This window comes from Bartonella sp. AA83SXKL (assembly GCF_042196965.1).
In the GTDB taxonomy this organism is placed as follows: domain Bacteria; phylum Pseudomonadota; class Alphaproteobacteria; order Rhizobiales; family Rhizobiaceae; genus Bartonella.
Map to the genome: position 1 here is coordinate 1 of NZ_JBHIRG010000103.1, position 1,053 is coordinate 1,053.

Annotated in this window: 1 protein-coding gene; it reads left to right on the forward strand. The window is 42.4% G+C overall.

Annotation, left to right across the window (positions count from 1 at the left end; translation table 11 throughout):
* On the forward strand, nt 1–1,053 hold a 1,053-nt coding region (locus ACFINO_RS09930), incomplete at both ends, for a phenylalanine--tRNA ligase subunit beta (protein WP_375655648.1).

Below are 1,053 nucleotides of genomic sequence, written 5' to 3' on the forward strand. Positions count from 1 at the left end.
TGCCACAATTGGGTACTACCTTTGAAACATCGCTTGATGTTTCTTTAGATTTTTCGCAAAGCGCGTTGTTATGTTTGGGGTTTGCTTGGTGTGAAGTTCGCAATGTTCAAAATAATGCATCGCCACAATGGATGCAACAACGTTTGAACGCCATTGGTTTGAGACCAATTAATGCGTTGGTTGATATAACCAATTACATCAGTTTTGATCTTGGTCGTCCGCTGCATGTTTTTGATGCCGATAAGATTAAAGGTAATTTGCGTGTACGTTGTGGTCGTGAAGGTGAACAGCTTCAGGCGCTTAACGGAAAAGTCTATAATTTAGGTGTTAAAGATTGTGTTATTGCAGATGAAGAGGGTGTTGTTTCGATTGCCGGTATTATGGGTGGTGAAAGAACGAGCTGTGATGAGACGACGCGTCGCGTTATTATTGAGTCGGCACTTTGGGATGCGCAGAGTATTGCGCAGACAGGGCGTGCATTAGGACTTATCAGTGATGCCCGTTATAGGTTTGAACGGGGTGTGGATCCGGCTTTTATGGAAACAGGGCTTGAGATTGCAACAGAGTTGGTCCTACGTCTTTGTGGTGGTGAAGGTTCAAAGATGAAGATTGTGGGTTATCAGCAGCCAGAAATCAGACAGATCACTTTTCCACTTTCTGAAATTAAACGTTTAACATATTTGGAAATAGAACATGAACAAACCATGACTATTTTGACACAGCTAGGATTTGATAGTGAAGGTCAAGGAAATGTGGTTGTGGTTAAAGTACCAACATGGCGTCCTGATATTGTCGGTAAAGCGGATTTGGTGGAAGAGGTAATGAGAATTTATGGGCTGGATAAAATTAAGCCGATACCGTTAGAAAGTTTTATGGAGGTCAAAGATCCAGTTTTAACAGTTTCGCAACTTCGTTCACGTATTACACGTTTCGCCTTAGCGGGGCGTGGTATGAGAGAAACTGTGACTTGGTCTTTTATTTCTGAAAAACAGGCGCTGGCCTTTGGAGGTGGTCAAGCACAGCTTAAATTAGTAAATCCCATTTCTGCTGATA